At 71.8% G+C, this 11,931-nt stretch carries 13 protein-coding genes; 6 read left to right on the forward strand and 7 right to left on the reverse strand.

What is annotated here, in order from left to right:
- The first annotated feature begins 82 nt into the window (after positions 1 to 82).
- The gene (locus tag P0Y31_RS06740; protein ID WP_275807542.1) at positions 83 to 445 is read left to right on the forward strand and encodes an RNA polymerase-binding protein RbpA; all 363 of its coding nucleotides are present in this window, start codon (positions 83 to 85) and stop codon (positions 443 to 445) included.
- Between the two features lie 64 nt (positions 446 to 509).
- On the opposite strand, the gene P0Y31_RS06745 is transcribed toward P0Y31_RS06740, so the two are convergent.
- From P0Y31_RS06745 to P0Y31_RS06755, 3 genes are all read right to left on the reverse strand, one after another.
- Complete coding sequence (locus tag P0Y31_RS06745) at positions 510 to 1,892, reverse strand: MFS transporter (RefSeq protein WP_275867620.1); 1,383 nt, start codon at positions 1,890 to 1,892, stop codon at positions 510 to 512.
- Positions 1,893 to 1,971: 79 nt separating this feature from the next.
- Positions 1,972 to 3,204: a M15 family metallopeptidase gene (locus tag P0Y31_RS06750; RefSeq protein WP_275867622.1), complete on the reverse strand. Its 1,233-nt coding sequence runs from the start codon at positions 3,202 to 3,204 to the stop codon at positions 1,972 to 1,974.
- Positions 3,205 to 3,343: 139 nt separating this feature from the next.
- Positions 3,344 to 3,871: a GNAT family N-acetyltransferase gene (locus P0Y31_RS06755; RefSeq protein WP_275867624.1), complete on the reverse strand. Its 528-nt coding sequence runs from the start codon at positions 3,869 to 3,871 to the stop codon at positions 3,344 to 3,346.
- Between the two features lie 160 nt (positions 3,872 to 4,031).
- On the opposite strand from P0Y31_RS06755, the gene P0Y31_RS06760 reads away from it, so the two are divergent.
- The gene (locus P0Y31_RS06760; protein ID WP_275867625.1) at positions 4,032 to 4,439 is read left to right on the forward strand and encodes a single-stranded DNA-binding protein; all 408 of its coding nucleotides are present in this window, start codon (positions 4,032 to 4,034) and stop codon (positions 4,437 to 4,439) included.
- A gap of 12 nt (positions 4,440 to 4,451) precedes the next feature.
- Here the strand turns inward: P0Y31_RS06760 and P0Y31_RS06765 are convergent, their stop codons facing one another.
- The gene (locus tag P0Y31_RS06765) at positions 4,452 to 4,727 is read right to left on the reverse strand and encodes a WhiB family transcriptional regulator (protein WP_345803617.1); all 276 of its coding nucleotides are present in this window, start codon (positions 4,725 to 4,727) and stop codon (positions 4,452 to 4,454) included.
- 180 nt (positions 4,728 to 4,907) lie between these two features.
- Here P0Y31_RS06765 and P0Y31_RS06770 point away from each other — a divergent pair, with 180 nt between their 5' ends.
- Together P0Y31_RS06770 and P0Y31_RS06775 are read left to right on the forward strand one after the other, a co-directional pair.
- Complete coding sequence (locus tag P0Y31_RS06770; RefSeq protein ID WP_275867629.1) at positions 4,908 to 5,945, forward strand: MerR family transcriptional regulator; 1,038 nt, start codon at positions 4,908 to 4,910, stop codon at positions 5,943 to 5,945.
- 196 nt (positions 5,946 to 6,141) lie between these two features.
- Entirely contained in the window at positions 6,142 to 7,299 is a 1,158-nt protein-coding gene (locus tag P0Y31_RS06775; protein WP_275867631.1) for a methyltransferase domain-containing protein, read from the forward strand.
- A 17-nt stretch (positions 7,300 to 7,316) separates the two neighbouring features.
- Here the strand turns inward: P0Y31_RS06775 and P0Y31_RS06780 are convergent, their stop codons facing one another.
- Positions 7,317 to 7,673 (reverse strand): DUF5655 domain-containing protein, encoded by a 357-nt coding sequence (locus P0Y31_RS06780; RefSeq protein WP_275867634.1) that lies wholly within the window; start codon positions 7,671 to 7,673, stop codon positions 7,317 to 7,319.
- Positions 7,660 to 9,597: an alpha-amylase family protein gene (locus tag P0Y31_RS06785; RefSeq protein ID WP_345803618.1), complete on the reverse strand. Its 1,938-nt coding sequence runs from the start codon at positions 9,595 to 9,597 to the stop codon at positions 7,660 to 7,662. Before P0Y31_RS06785 ends, P0Y31_RS06780 begins: the two co-directional genes overlap by 14 nt.
- Positions 9,598 to 9,659: 62 nt before the next feature.
- On the opposite strand from P0Y31_RS06785, the gene P0Y31_RS06790 reads away from it, so the two are divergent.
- Together P0Y31_RS06790 and P0Y31_RS06795 are read left to right on the forward strand one after the other, a co-directional pair.
- On the forward strand, positions 9,660 to 10,478 hold the full coding sequence (locus P0Y31_RS06790) for a DUF72 domain-containing protein (RefSeq protein WP_275867636.1): 819 nt from the start codon (positions 9,660 to 9,662) through the stop codon (positions 10,476 to 10,478).
- Complete coding sequence (locus P0Y31_RS06795) at positions 10,475 to 11,299, forward strand: DUF1028 domain-containing protein (protein ID WP_275867639.1); 825 nt, start codon at positions 10,475 to 10,477, stop codon at positions 11,297 to 11,299. Before P0Y31_RS06790 ends, P0Y31_RS06795 begins: the two co-directional genes overlap by 4 nt.
- Before the next feature lie 4 nt (positions 11,300 to 11,303).
- On the opposite strand, the gene P0Y31_RS06800 is transcribed toward P0Y31_RS06795, so the two are convergent.
- Positions 11,304 to 11,924 carry an L-threonylcarbamoyladenylate synthase gene (locus P0Y31_RS06800; RefSeq protein ID WP_275867642.1) on the reverse strand — a complete coding sequence of 207 codons (621 nt, stop codon included), beginning with the start codon at positions 11,922 to 11,924 and terminating at the stop codon, positions 11,304 to 11,306.
- Between the last annotated feature and the right edge of the window lie 7 nt (positions 11,925 to 11,931).

Here is an 11,931-nt window from a genome sequence, read left to right on the forward strand (position 1 = left end):
CCCCACCGCCGCGTTGGCACAGGTGTACCCCGCGCGACGAGCGTCCGCGCGCCCGGGATCCACCACGTTGGGAGAACCCCCCATGGCAGAACGATCACTTCGAGGCACCCGTCTGGGCGCGTTGAGCCTGGAGACCGACGAGCACGTCGTGCCCAGCGAGCGCCAGATCACCACCTACGAGTGCCCCAACGGGCACAAGATCGAGTTGCCCTTCTCGGTCGAGGCGGAGATTCCCCCCACGTGGGAGTGCCGCTGCGGCGCGGAGGCACGCCTCGTCGGCGAGGGCCCCGAGCCCGAGGCCAAGCAGGTCAAGCACCAGCGCACCCACTGGGACATGCTGCTGGAGCGGCGCTCCATCCCCGAGCTCGAGGAGCTCCTCGAGGAGCGGCTCGCCCTGCTGCGCGCCTCGCGCGGCGAGAAGGGCAACGGCAAGCGCTCAGCCTGAGCACGGCATACCGCCTGCACGCGAGGGCCGCGTCCCACCCGGGACGCGGCCCTCGCGCATGCGCTCACACGACGCGGGGCAGCTCGTTGCCGGCGTCGAGGATGCCTTGGCGGACGTTGACCCGCGAGAGCAGGAAACCCCCGACCGCGAAGAACACCAGCAGGGCGATGATCGCCCAGCGGTAGGAGTGGGTGAACTGGTGCACCAGGCCGAAGATGAGGGTGCCGAACCAGCTCGTGCCGCGCTCCATGGCCTGGTAGAAGCTGAAGAACTCCGCCTCCCGGTTCTTCGGGACCATCTGGCTGTAGAGGGAACGGGACAACGCCTGGCTCCCGCCCAGCACCACCCCGATCAGCACCCCGAGGGCAAGGAAGGCCGTGAAGGCGCCCCGCGGAACGAAGAAGGCGATGGCCACCGCTCCCGACCACAGCACCAGTGAGGCCAGGATCGTGCGCCAGGCGCCGAAGCGCCCGGCCAGGCGTCCGAAGAGCAGCGCACCGCCGAAGGCCACGAACTGCACCAGCAGGATGAGCATCATCAGCTGGTCGGTCTCGAAGCCCAGCTCCTCGCTGCCGTAGAGGCTGGAGGAGCCGATGACGGTCTGGATGCCGTCGTTGAAGAAGAGGTAGGCCGCCAGGAACAGCACGGTCTGGGGGTACTGGCGCAGGTCGCTGAAGGTGTCCCGCAGCTGGCGCAGGCTGCCGCTGACCGCCCCCGCCTCGCGGGCCACCTCGGGCCGCTCGACGCCGCGCAGCCGCCACATGCCGGCGACCGGGATGACGGTGAAGACCGCCCACCACAGGCCGGCTGAGAGCATGCTGATGCGGGCTGCCGTGCCTGTGTCGATGCCGAGCGAGTCGCCCATGGTGATGAACCCGAGGTTGAGGGCGAGCAGCAGGCCGCCGCCGAGGTAGCCCAGGCCCCACCCGCGCGAGGAGACGGCATCACGGTCGTCAGGACTGGCGATCCGGCACAGCAGGGAGTCGTAGACCGCCTGGGACGAGGCGAAGGCGACGGTGGCGAGGACCATGAGCACGACACCGAGCTGCCAGTTGTCGCCGGCGACGAGGAACATCGCGGACGCGGCCGCGGCGCCGGTCCAGGCGAACAGGCCGAGGAGCCGGGCGGGCCGGGGGGACCGGTCCGCGATGGCGCCGACGAACATCAGCACCACGGCGGCGAGGATCGTGGCGACGGTGACGGTGTACGGGGCCACCGAGCCGGGCGCGATGGGGACCCCGAGCACGTCCAGGGTCGCGGTGCAGCTCCCGTCCCCTCCGGGGCACGCGGCCTCCTTCGCGACGGCCGTGATGTAGGGGCCGAACAGCACCGTGCCGGTGGTCGTGACGAAGGCGGAGTTGGCCCAGTCGTACCAGTACCAGGACCTGCGGTAGTGCGCCGTGTGCGCGTAGGGGTCGGCCGGCGCCGCGACCTCGGAGGACGTCATGGGGGCAGAGTGGCACACGGCGGCCGCGGAGGAATGCGTCTGCGTGCTCAGTCTCCGGCGTGTTCGCCTCGCGGGCCGCTCAGCCCGCGTACTCCCAGTGCCACGGCTCGGGCAGCGAGCCGCCCGGCCCGGCCCAGGCCGGGTGGTACCAGCCGTAGAGAGGGGCGTTCTGGCGCATCCAGAGGTGCGCCGGGCTCCCGAAGCTCTGGATGCCGCCGCACAGGTCGAGCGCCATGCCGAGGCCGTGCTCGCTGGTGCCGGGCGTGGCGGCCCACTTGCCCCGGCTGGCCTTCACGGAGACCTGCTCCACCAGCGACCGGTAGGAGTCGGTGACGCACAGCGGCACCCCGGCGTCCTTCTCGTACGCCTTGCTCAGGGCGTTGAAGGCCGCCGCCGCACCGGGGCGCAGGCTGTGACCCGGCGCTCCGTGGAGCGGGCACAGCGCCCGCGCCGGGATGTGGCCGTTCGGGTAGTCCCGCTCGTCCCCGTCGCACGCGTTGGCCGAGCCGTCGACGAACAATTCGGGCAGCTTCAGGGCCCTGCGCAGCTCACGCGTCACCTCCAGCGCGCGGCTGTTCTCCGAGCCGAGCAACAGCCCGGAGATCGGACCCACCCGACGGACCTGCTCGGCGTGCAGCGCACGCGTCGTCTCCAGCTCGCGCCTCTGCCTGGCGATGACCGCGTCCAGCTTCCTGCGGGCGTCGGCCGCAGCCAGGGCCGCCACGGTGGCGGCGGAGCGTGCCTCCACCGCCTTGAGGGCCACACCACGCTGCTCGGCCGCCAGGCTCTGGATGCGCTCGAGCGCGTGCACCTTCTGGTCGCTGAGGTAGGCCAGGTGCGCCACGGGGTCGCTGGCCTCCGACGCGGGCATGCTCAGCGCCTCGAACATGGCCGTCAGGTCGGCGATCGAGCCGCCGCCGGTGTAGACGTGGAACGCCCACGCGCCCACGGCCCGCCGGTCGTCGCTGGCCTGGGCGTTCATCTCCTCGAACAGCTTGAGGTTGCGATCGGCCTCGGCCCTGGCCTCCCGCTCGGCCGCACGGGCCCTGGCGTACTCCTGGAGCAGCTGGTTGGCCTGCAGCGAGAGCCGCTCGAGGCGGGTGGTGGCCGCCGCGATCTTCGCGTTGGAGGCCGTCAGCTCGTCGCGCAACCGGCTCGCCTCAGCGATCTGGGACCGCAGCTGCGCGGGATCCAGCGAGGAGTCCACACCGGCGTCGCTGAGGGCGCGGCTGGCGGGTGCGGGGGAGGGGCGGCCCTTGGCGGACGCAGCGGTAGCCGTCGTGCCGCCGAGGACGGCACAGGTCAACAGCACGGCGCAGACCGCCCCTGCCCTTCTGACCACGTTCCGCCCGCCGCTTCCGTCGTCCGTCCCACCGGCGCACGACACGCCGGTGGTTCTGGTAAAGAGACGGTAAATCCTTCAGTTCGGAGGTGAATCCCCCGAACGGCCATCACGGGGTCAGGTGCTTGGCCATCATTGCCACCGTCTTGCCGGGTGCCCCCAGGCGCCCCACCTCGGTGTAGCCGCGCCCGGCGTGGAAGGCGAGCGATGCCGGGTTCGGCGGGTCGGCGTTGACCTCGAGCGTGAGCAGGCCGACCCGGGCGGCGGCGTCGGTCTCCACGATGTCGTAGACGGCCGAGCCGAGGCCGCAGCGACGGAACCGCTCGCTGAGGACGATGCGGTCGAGGTAGTGGAACCCGGTTCCGTAGCGCTGCGCGAACCACCGGTAGTTCGCGGAGTCGTAGGCGGTTCCCGGGCCCATGGTGATGACGAAGCCGGCGAACTCGCCGCCGACCTCCACCACGTCGGCTCGCAGCGACCAGGCCCGCAGCTGGTCGAGCCGCGCCTCGTCCATGGGGGCGAGCAGCTCGACGTTGGCCTCGTTGAGTGCCAGCACGGCGTCGACGTCCGGGCCCTCGATGGGCCGCAGCAGGGGAGAGGGGCGCGAGGACGTGGGGCTCGGGGGAGCGGGCCGCATGCCTGACATTGTCCAGCATCGCCGGCCCGGACCGGTCACCGCATCCACAGGACGGCCGGCCCCTGCCCCGCCGTCCACAGGTGGCTCCTGAACCTGCCCACAGCACCGGCGCGCGCGCCACGATCGGGCACAGGGACGGCCCCAGCGGGAAGGAGCCCACATGGCACAGGCGCAGCGAACGCGGCAGGCACAGGAGCAGGCCCACGAGGAGACCCAGGGAGGTGACGCGGCGGCCTGGGTCAACGAGGTCCACCTGGTCGGCCGCGTCAGCGGCGCGCCGGAGGAACGGGTTCTGCCGAGCGGGGACGCCGTCGTGCTCTTCCGGCTGGTGGTGCCGAGGCCCCCTCGCCGCACCGCAGCGGGGCGCGGTGCGGCGAGGGGGCCGTCGGTCGACACCATCGACGTGGCGTGCTGGGGCTTCCGCGCGAGGCGGGCCGCCCTCCGGCTCCACGACGGCGATGCGGCAGAGGTGTCAGGCTCCCTGCACCGCCGGTTCTTCAGGGCTGGCGGCTCGGCGGCCAGCCGCTACGAGGTCGCAGCCTCGTCGGTGGCCAGGGCAAGCACCTGACCACCGGCCGGATCAGCTGGCGATGCTGCCGGTGTCGGCGCCCTCGCTGAGCAGCGCGCGGCGCTCGTCGGCGTTGAGGCCGCCCCAGACCCCGTGGCTCTCGCGCACCTCGAGCGCGTGCTTCAGGCACGCGTCCACGACGGGGCAGCGGGCGCAGAAGGACTTGGCGGTGGCCTCCCGCTGCCGGCGGCGCGCTCCGCGCTCCGACTGCGGAGAGAAGAAGGTCTCCGGGTCGGCGTCGTTGCACGCTCCCTCGAACTGCCACTCGTAGCTCTCGATCACAGGCATCGGGAGACGCTTGATGTAAGCCATGGCGAACCTCTCTCAAACCCTGGGTCGATGCCCCACCGGCACCGAACTGGTTCACAACCTATTCAGAATGTTGTTCATCGCGCAAGATGAGTTGAACAGGTTTATTCTTTCGGGCAAGCAGGTGTACGTTCCAAGGTCGAGCTGGAGGAGGATGTCATGGACACCAAAGACCGCTCGGGAGATCACACGGAGGACCTGGCCACCGCTCACGAGGGAGCCGGAGGCAAGAAGGGCTCCCCGGACGGCACGAGCCCCGAGCTGCACGCACCGAGAGTGGCGCTCACGTGGAGCGTCGGGGGAGTCGCCGAGCGCCTCGACCTCGCCCCGTCGACGCTGCGCACGTGGGACCGGCGCTACGGCATCGGGCCGTCCCAGCGCACGGAGGGTGGGCACCGCCGCTACGACGAGGTCGACATCCAGCGGGTGCGGCTCATGGCGCAGCTGACCGGTCGCGGCGTGCCCGCAGGGACCGCCGCCCGCGTGGCAACCTCGGTGGACGCTGCCGGCCTGGCGTCGGCACTCGGGCCGGGCACGGGCTTCCCGGCGGCCGGCCAGGGCGCCTCCGACTCGGCCGTGGAGGCGATCGTGTCGTCGGCAGCCGCCCTCGACGCCGACGGGCTGGCCCGCATCTACCAGCGGGTGACCCGTGAGAGCGACCTGGTCTCCGCCTGGACCTCGGTGCTCGCGCCGGCCCTGCGCCGGATCGGCGAGCGCTGGAGCGACGGCTCCATGGGAGTCGACTCCGAGCACCTCGCGAGCGAGCTGCTGGTCACCGAGCTGCGGTCGCTGACCAGGGCGAACCGGGCCCGTGTCGGCGGTCGACGAGAGGTCGTCCTGGCCAGCGCCGACGAGGAGCAGCACTACCTGCCGCTCGTGGCGATCGAGGCCGAGCTGTCCCTGCAGGGCATCGGCTGCGTGTTCCTCGGCCCACGCGTGCCGGTGGAGGCACTGATCGACCTCGTGGGCCGCGCCTCACCGCCCGTTGTGTTCCTGTGGGCCTCCATCAGCAGGCCGGCGAACGACCCGCTGTGGGCGGCGCTGTCGTCGGTGGAGCGGCCGCTGAAGCTGGTCGTCGGCGGCCCGGGCTGGCCCGAGGACCTCGAGGTCGCGTCGCCGAGCGTGACGATGGTGCGCGCCAACAGCCTCGACGAGGCGTGCGAGGCGCTGTCGAGCTCGGTGTTCCCGGCAGCCTGACGCACGGTGATGAGGGGCTGACGCTCTGGCCGTGAGGCAAGAGAGCGTCAACCCCTCTTCCGTGTGCTCTGCCGGTGGTGAAGAACGCCGATAATCGACATTATGTCAACTCACTGATGAAGGGCTTGTGTCGGTCCTCGATCCGCTAGACCGGTCCACCGACAACGCGCCGCCGGCGCCCTTCTAGCCTTGTCCGGTGCAGTGCGACTACTTCGAGGCGGGGCGGTGCCGCTCGTGCGCCCTCATGGGAGTGCCGTATGCCGCGCAGCTGGCGGACAAGGACGCCGCCGTTCGCGCCCTGCTCGCCGACCACGCACCTGCTGACGTGTGGCTTGAGCCGTTCACCGGCCCCGAGTCCGCGTTCCGCAACAAGGCCAAGCTCGTCGTCGGCGGCACCCGCGGCGCGCCGACCCTCGGCATCCTCGACGCCGCCGGCGCGGGTGTGGACCTGCGGCACTGTGGCCTGTACGAAGCCGGCCTGCACGAGGCCGTCCTGGCGCTGCCCGACCTCGTCGGAGCACTCGGGCTCACTCCCTACGACGTCCCACGGCGCACCGGCGAGCTGAAGCACGTGCTGGTCACGCACTCCCCCGACGACGAGCTCATGGTGCGGTTCGTGCTGCGCTCCACCGGCCAGCTCGCGCGCCTCGAGCGCGGTCTCCCAGACCTCCTGACGGCGCTTCCCCGGCTGCGCGTGGTGAGCGCCAACATCCTGCCCGCCCATGCCGCGCTGCTCGAGGGCGACGTGGAGCACGTCCTCACCACCGAGCAGGCGCTCCTGATGCGCGTCAACGGCATCCCGCTGCACCTGCGCCCCCAGAGCTTCTTCCAGACCAACACCTCCGTGGCCGCGGGGCTGTACCGCCAGGCCCAGCAGTGGCTCTCCCAGGCCCGGCCCGCGACGCTGTGGGACCTCTACTGCGGCGTCGGCGGGTTCGCCCTCCACGCCGCGACCGCGGACCACCCGCCCCAGGAGGTCACGGGCATCGAGGTCTCGGCCGAGGCGGTCGCCAGCGCTCGGCGGACGCTGTCCGAGCTCCCGGTCACCCCGCGCGCGGCCGGGTCGAGCTTCCACGTCGGCGACGCCACGACGTATGCCGTGGGGCTGGCACCCGCGGACGCGCCCGACACCGTGGTGGTCAACCCGCCACGGCGCGGCATCGGGGCGGACCTGGCTGCGTGGCTGGACCGGTCCGAGGTCCAGCACGTCGTCTACTCCAGCTGCAACGCACGGTCGCTGGCTGCCGACCTCGACGCCATGCCCGGGCTCGGGGTCAGGGCGGCCCGGTTGTTCGACATGTTCCCCCAGACCTCGCACCACGAGGTCATGGTCCTGCTCGAGCGGCGGGGCTGAGCCTCCCGCGCCACGGGTCAGCCTGCCGCTGCCCACGCCTGCGCCAGCCACCCGGTGACCTCGTCGTCGACCTCGCCCGGGTCGCGCAGCTCGAGGTGGTGCATCCACACCGTCGGCGCCGGGTGCACGACCTCTTTGAACCTGACGGACTCCAGCCGCCGGGGCAGCGCGACCGACAGCACCGCGGGCACCGAGGAGGTCACGTACTGCCCCGGCCGCCACACGTAGGCGAAGCCGCGACGCCTGCGGAACGCGATCTGGCTCCTGGACACGCGGATCTGCGAACCACCTACGGCAGCAACGGCTTTCGCGACAGCATGGTAGACGGCGAGCCCGTCGGCGTGGTCGGCGAAGAGCTCCTCAGCGGTGTCCATCCACGACCCACCACGCGGCATACGGGCTGAGGAGCACCTGGCCGTCGGCACCGCCGTAGACGTCGTGGTCACCGAGCGCGTTGTGTGGTGCGGTGATGCCCGCGTCGGCGAACCGGGAGAACGGGAAGGGGCGCCACGTGTCGGTGACGTTGTAGACGCACACCATGGGACCGCTCGGGTGCTGTCTCACCGTGGCGAGGATGCCGTCGTCGGTGTCGAGGAGCACGGTGCTGTCGGCGCCCGCGTGCAGCTGGGGCAGGCGGCTCCGCACCGTGGCGAGGTGGGCCAGCCCCTGGAAGACCTTGCCCGCAACGGTGCCGAGGTCGCCGCGCTGCCCGGCACCTACCCAGTCCAGCCGGGGCCGATGGGCCCAGCGGTTGTCGTCCTCGTGACCGTGCTCATGGTCCCACGCCGGGTCGTTCGGCATCCCGAGCTCGTCACCACTCCACACGACCGGTATGCCGCCCCACCCCGCCACGACGGCGTGCGCCAGGAACATCCGCGCCAGGGCGGTGTTCTCGCCGCCGGCGGTCACGGCGTCGGCGAGTCCGGTCAGCGACGCGGCCGTCCCGCTGATGCGCTTGTCCCCCGTGGCCGGGTTGTGCTGGAAGACGAGCCCCCTCGCCCACGACCCGGGGAAGTCGCCGGAGTACCAGTCCGACAGGAACCGCCGGTGGGCGAAGCCGTCGAGCCCGACCGCGCGGGCGTCGTCGTCGTCGATCGCCCAGCCGATGTCGTCGTGGCAGCGCACGTAGCAGACCCAGGTGCCGCTCGGTGGCGTCGCGGGCAGGGCCCCCAGCGCATGCCTGGCCAGCACGGTGTTCCCGGCCGCCAGCATCGACCAGACCTGCACCATGAGGCTGTTGTGGTAGGCCAGGTCACTGACCCGCCCCGTGTGTTCCCCCAACCCGAGGTACTGCACCAGGTCACGCGGACCGACGATCGCCTCTGCCTTGAAGACCGTTGCGGGACAAGCGATTCGCGCCACGGCCCGCAGCACCTGCGTGAGCGCCTGCACCTCGGGCTGGTTCTGGCAGCTCGTGCCCATCCGCTTCCACGTGAAGGCGATGGCGTCGAGCCGCAGCACCTCCACGCCGAGGTTGGCGAGGAAGAGCACGATGTCGGTGTACTCCACGAGCACCTCGGGGTTCGACCAGTTGACGTCCCACTGCCACTCGTTGAAGGTCGTCCACACCCACCCCTGGAGCTCGTCGTCCCAGGTGAAGTTGCCGGGGGCGAAGTCCGGGAACACCTCGGGCAGCGTCCGCTCGTAGGCGTCGGGCACCTCCCGGTCGGGAAAGACGTGGAAGTAGTCGCGGTAGCGCCCCTCCCCCGCCCTCGCGCGGACCGCCCACTCGTGCTCGCGCGCCACGTGGTTGAGCACCAGGTCGAGCACGAGCGAGATGCCCTGTCCCCGCAGCACGCGGGTCAGCTCACACAGGTCCTCCACCGACCCGAGGTCTGCACGCACGGCCCGGTAGTCCTGCACGGCATACCCGCCGTCGTTGTCGCCGTCGCGTGGGCGCAAGAGGGGCATGAGGTGCAGGTAGCTCACGCCCAGCTCGCGCAGGTAGCCCAGGCGTTCGACGAGGCCGGGGAGGCTGCCCGCGAACCGCTCGGCGTAGCAGGCGTAGCCGAACATGGACGGCTCCTGCAGCCAGTCGGGCCGCAGCACCCTGCGCTGGTCGAGCCGCCGCAGGTCGGGGTCGCGCTCGGCGAAGGCATCCGCGGCGAGCTCCACGAGCCGCACCGCGAGACCGTCGGTGTCAGCACCCGCGTAGGCACTCTCGAGCCCGGCCACGAGGTCGGCCCACCACCGCTCGAGACGCAGCAGGAAGATCTCCTGCTCCGCCTCCGACATGCTGCCGAGCCGGCGGCAGGCGGCCTGCTGTGCGAGCGCGAGCCCGGTGGACGAGTGACCCATGGGCCGATTGAACACCCGCCGCGCAGCCTGCGGGGGCCAACGCGCGCCCTTAGGCTCGCGGCATGGCCAGGGTGCGCGTCGGGATCTCCGGGTGGCGCTACGCGGGGTGGCGCGGCGACTTCTACCCCAAGTGCCTGCGCCAGGCCGACGAGCTGCACTACGCGGCGGAGCGGATGTCGTCGGTCGAGATCAACGGCTCCTTCTACTCCCTCCAGCGGCCGACCTCGTATGCCGCGTGGCGGGCCCAGACGCCCGACGACTTCGTCTTCGCGGTCAAGGGGGGCCGGTTCATCACGCACATGAAGCGGCTGGTCGGTGTCGAGGCGCCGCTGGCGAACTTCTTCGCCTCGGGTGTCCTCGCCCTGGGGCCCAAGCTGGGGCCCGTCCTGTGGCAGCTCCCGGAGCGCGTCCCCTTCGAGCCCGAGAAGCTGGCCGCCTTCTTCGACCTCCTGCCACGCACCACCGGCCAGGCCTCCGAGCTGGCCAAGCGGCACGACGAGAAGCTCACCGACGACAGGGTCCTCACCACCGCCGAGGCAGACGTGCCGATCCGGCACGCCCTCGAGCCACGGCACACCAGCTTCGACACCCCGGAGGCGCACGCGCTGCTCGCCTCCCACGACGTCTGCATGGTCGTCGCCGACAGCGCGGGCCGGTGGCCGGCCATGCGCGACGGCACCTCCGACTTCAGGTACGTGCGTCTGCACGGCTCCACGGAGCTGTACGCCAGCGGCTACACCCCCGAGTCGCTCGACCGGTGGGCCGAGCAGTGCCTCCAGTGGCGCGACGAGGGCCACGACGTCTACGTGTACTTCGACAACGACGCCAAGGGCCACGCGCCCCACGACGCCGTGTCACTCATCGAGAGGATCGACTCATGACGTTCTCGGTCGTCGGCCAGGTCGGTGACGCCTTCGGCGTCGCGGTCGCGAGCCGGTTCATCGCCGTCGGGTCGGTCGTGCCGGCCGCCCGGGTCGGGGTCGGCGCGGTCGCCACCCAGGCGATGGCGAAGGTGTCCTACAAGCACGACGTGCTCGAGCTGCTGGCGTCGGGAGCGGGCGCACCAGACGCCGTGGCGCGAGTGACGGCTGCCGACGAGGGCGCGGCCCACCGACAGCTCGGGGTCGTGGCGGCGCACACCCAGGCCAGCCACACCGGCGACGAGTGCCTCCACTGGGCCGGCGGGGCCAGCGGCCGCGACGACACCGGCGGCTATGCGATCCAGGGCAACATCCTCACCGGGCCGGACGTCGTCGAGCGGATGCAGGAGACGTGGCTGGCCTGTGCCGACCTCCCCCTCACCCGACGCCTCGTGGAGACGCTGCTCGCCGGCGACGCAGCCGGCGGCGACTCGCGGGGCCGCCAGGGCGCCGCCCTGTATGCCGTGGCGCCCGGTGCGGGGTACGACGCCTCCGGGGTGCTCGCCGACCTGCGGGTGGACGACCACCCGGACGCCCCGCATGAGCTGGCGAGGCTCCTCGACGAGCACGAGCTCGTCTTCGGCGCCCCCGAGGACGTGCTGCCGCTCGAAGGCGTCCTGGCCGCCGAGGTGGCGCAGCGGCTCGGTCGGCTCGGCCACCGCGAGGACGACACCGCCGCTGCACTGGTCGCGTGGGCCGGCGAGCGCAACCTCGAGATGCGCCTGACCGACGCGGGCATCGACGCCAGGGTGCTGGAGCTGCTCCGGCGAGAGAGCCCCTGACCGCCTACTCGAAGGGCGTGACGTCGCCGGCCCCACGACGGACCACCTCGGGGTAGCCCTCCGAGAAGTCCACCACCGTCGTCGGCTCCAGGCCGCACTCGCCCGAGTCGATCACCGCGTCGACCAGGTGGTCGAGCCGGTCCTTGATCTCCCAGCCCTGGGTCATCGGCTCCTCGTCCCCGGGGAGCAGGAGCGTCGTGGACAGGATCGGCTCCCCCAGCTCGGCCAGCAGGGCGTGGACCACCGGGTGGTCGGGGATGCGCACCCCCACGGTCTTCTTCTTCGGGTGCAGCAGCCGGCGGGGCACCTCCTTGGTCGCGGGCAGGATGAAGGTGTACTGACCCGGCGTCGCCGCCTTGACGGCCCGGAACACCCGGTTGTCGAGGTGCACGAGGTGGGCCATCTGGGCGAAGTCACGGCACACCAGCGTGAAGTGGTGCCGGTCGTCGAGCTGGCGGATGCGCAGCATCCGCTCCTTGCCCTCCGCGTTGCCGAGGGCGCAGCCGAGGGCGAAGCAGGAGTCCGTCGGGTAGGCGACCACCCCGCCGTCGCGGAGGATCTGCACCGCCTGCTGGATCGACCGGGGCTGGGGGTCGACGGGGTGCACGTCGAAGTACCTGGCCATGGGAGTG

Origin of the sequence: Knoellia sp. 3-2P3 (assembly GCF_029223115.1) — a bacterium.
Taxonomy (GTDB): domain Bacteria; phylum Actinomycetota; class Actinomycetes; order Actinomycetales; family Dermatophilaceae; genus Pedococcus_A.

Excerpts from the sequence above, each read along its gene's own strand:
- P0Y31_RS06740 (WP_275807542.1), top strand. The coding sequence starts at position 83 with ATGGCAGAACGATCACTTCGAGGCACCCGTCTGGGCGCGTTGAGCCTG.
- P0Y31_RS06745 (WP_275867620.1), bottom strand. The coding sequence starts at position 1,892 with ATGACGTCCTCCGAGGTCGCGGCGCCGGCCGACCCCTACGCGCACACG.
- P0Y31_RS06755 (WP_275867624.1), bottom strand. The coding sequence starts at position 3,871 with ATGCGGCCCGCTCCCCCGAGCCCCACGTCCTCGCGCCCCTCTCCCCTG.
- P0Y31_RS06760 (WP_275867625.1), top strand. The coding sequence starts at position 4,032 with ATGGCACAGGCGCAGCGAACGCGGCAGGCACAGGAGCAGGCCCACGAG.
- P0Y31_RS06765 (WP_345803617.1), bottom strand. The coding sequence starts at position 4,727 with ATGCCTGTGATCGAGAGCTACGAGTGGCAGTTCGAGGGAGCGTGCAAC.
- P0Y31_RS06770 (WP_275867629.1), top strand. The coding sequence starts at position 4,908 with ATGGACACCAAAGACCGCTCGGGAGATCACACGGAGGACCTGGCCACC.
- P0Y31_RS06780 (WP_275867634.1), bottom strand. The coding sequence starts at position 7,673 with ATGGACACCGCTGAGGAGCTCTTCGCCGACCACGCCGACGGGCTCGCC.
- P0Y31_RS06785 (WP_345803618.1), bottom strand. The coding sequence starts at position 9,597 with ATGGGTCACTCGTCCACCGGGCTCGCGCTCGCACAGCAGGCCGCCTGC.
- P0Y31_RS06790 (WP_275867636.1), top strand. The coding sequence starts at position 9,660 with ATGGCCAGGGTGCGCGTCGGGATCTCCGGGTGGCGCTACGCGGGGTGG.
- P0Y31_RS06795 (WP_275867639.1), top strand. The coding sequence starts at position 10,475 with ATGACGTTCTCGGTCGTCGGCCAGGTCGGTGACGCCTTCGGCGTCGCG.
- P0Y31_RS06800 (WP_275867642.1), bottom strand. The coding sequence starts at position 11,924 with ATGGCCAGGTACTTCGACGTGCACCCCGTCGACCCCCAGCCCCGGTCG.